The sequence below is a fragment of the Streptomyces sp. P5F9 genome, from assembly GCF_057961495.1.
This window is the reverse complement of record NZ_JBXVPZ010000906.1, coordinates 1-1,428: the sequence shown is the minus strand read 5'-3', so window position 1 is coordinate 1,428 and position 1,428 is coordinate 1. Positions and strand designations below refer to the sequence as shown.

The 1,428-nt window shown below is 69.3% G+C and carries 1 protein-coding gene; it reads right to left on the bottom strand.

The genetic code is table 11. The features are described from left to right. Positions 1–21: 21 nt before the first annotated feature. Positions 22–1,224, bottom strand: coding sequence for an IS110 family RNA-guided transposase (locus AC31A1_RS51375; protein WP_489659908.1), 1,203 nt, complete (start codon positions 1,222–1,224; stop codon positions 22–24). Positions 1,225–1,428: the final 204 nt, after the last annotated feature.

Genomic DNA, 1,428 nt, shown 5'->3' with positions numbered 1-1,428 from the left:
AGGAGAATCTCAATGACCGTGTCAAGCCGCCTGCGTGACCGGTGGAGCGGAGGTGAACAGCCTCTTGTCGCGCAGCATGGCCCACAGCACGTCGACCCGGCGTCGGGCGAGGGCGAGCAGGGCCTGGGTGTGGATCAGTCCCTCGGCGCGTTTCTTGAGGTAGTAGTCCCGCGACGGGCCCGGCCGCATCATCGCGGACTGCGCGGACATGTAGAACAGCCAGCGCAGGCGCCGGTTGTAGCGTTTGGGCCGGTGGTAGTTGCCGGTACGGCGGCCGGAGTCGCGGGGCACCGGGGCCAGGCCGGCGTGCGAGGCCAGGCGGCCGGCGTCGCGGTAGCCGGACAGGTCGCCGACGATGGCGACGAATTCGGCACCCAGGATCGGGCCCATGCCGGGGAGCGACTCGATGATTTCGGCACGCTCGTCGAGGCGGAAGGTCTCGCGGATCTCCCGGTCGTTGTCCTTGATCCGCTGGTCCAGGGCCAGGAGCTGATGGGCGAGGTCGCAGACCAGCTTGGCCGCCCGCCTCTCGCCGGGCAGGGCAGTGAGCTGGGACTGGGCGGCCTCGACGGCCTTGGCGGCGATGTCGCCGGCGCCGCGGACCTTGCGGCGCTCCAGCCAGATCGTCAGCCGCTTCACGCCGATCCGGCGGAGTGCGGCTGGGGTCTGGTACTCGGTCAGCATGAGCACCGGGCCCTTGGCGGCGGAGTAGTCGAAGGCCCGCTCCAGTGCGGGGCAGATGCCGACCAGCAGGTCGCGCAGCCGGTTGATGAGCCGGACCCGGTCGGCGATCAGGTCGCGTCGGTAGCCGGTCAGCAGCTGGAGCGTGGAGACCAGCTCCGGCGGGGTCTCGATCGGGGCGAAGTCCCGGCGCATGCGGGCCTGGTCGGCGATGACCAGGGCGTCCTTGGCGTCGGTCTTGCCCTCGCCGCGGTAGGCGCCGGTCATGCGGTTGACGGTGCGGCCGGGAACGTAGACGACTTGCTGGCCGTGCGCGATGAGCAGGGCCAGCAGCAGGGCGGAGGCCCGTCCGGAGATGTCCACCGCCCACCGCACCTCGTCGGCCTTCTCGCGGGCCGTGTCGATCAGCGTGAGGATCTGGGCCTCGTCGTTGAGCACCTTCGTCGAGAACAGTGTCTCGCCGTCGGTGTCCACCGCCACCGCCCAGTGGTGGCCCTTGCCGGCGTCGATGCCGACCCATATCCGCTTCTGCCGGGTGGTCAACTGCGTCGCTCCGTTCCTCCGTGACCAGCACTTCCATGGCCCGGGGAACACTCCGCCGACAGGTCCTTAACCAGCGATGCCCGCAGTTCTCAATCAGCAGTCGGAGCGTCCCGGAGGACCGAGCGGCCATTCTCCTGGAGCCATCAACGGCAAACCATCATCAGCCACACCCGGTCCTCCCGGACCGCCCAACATTCTTAAGGA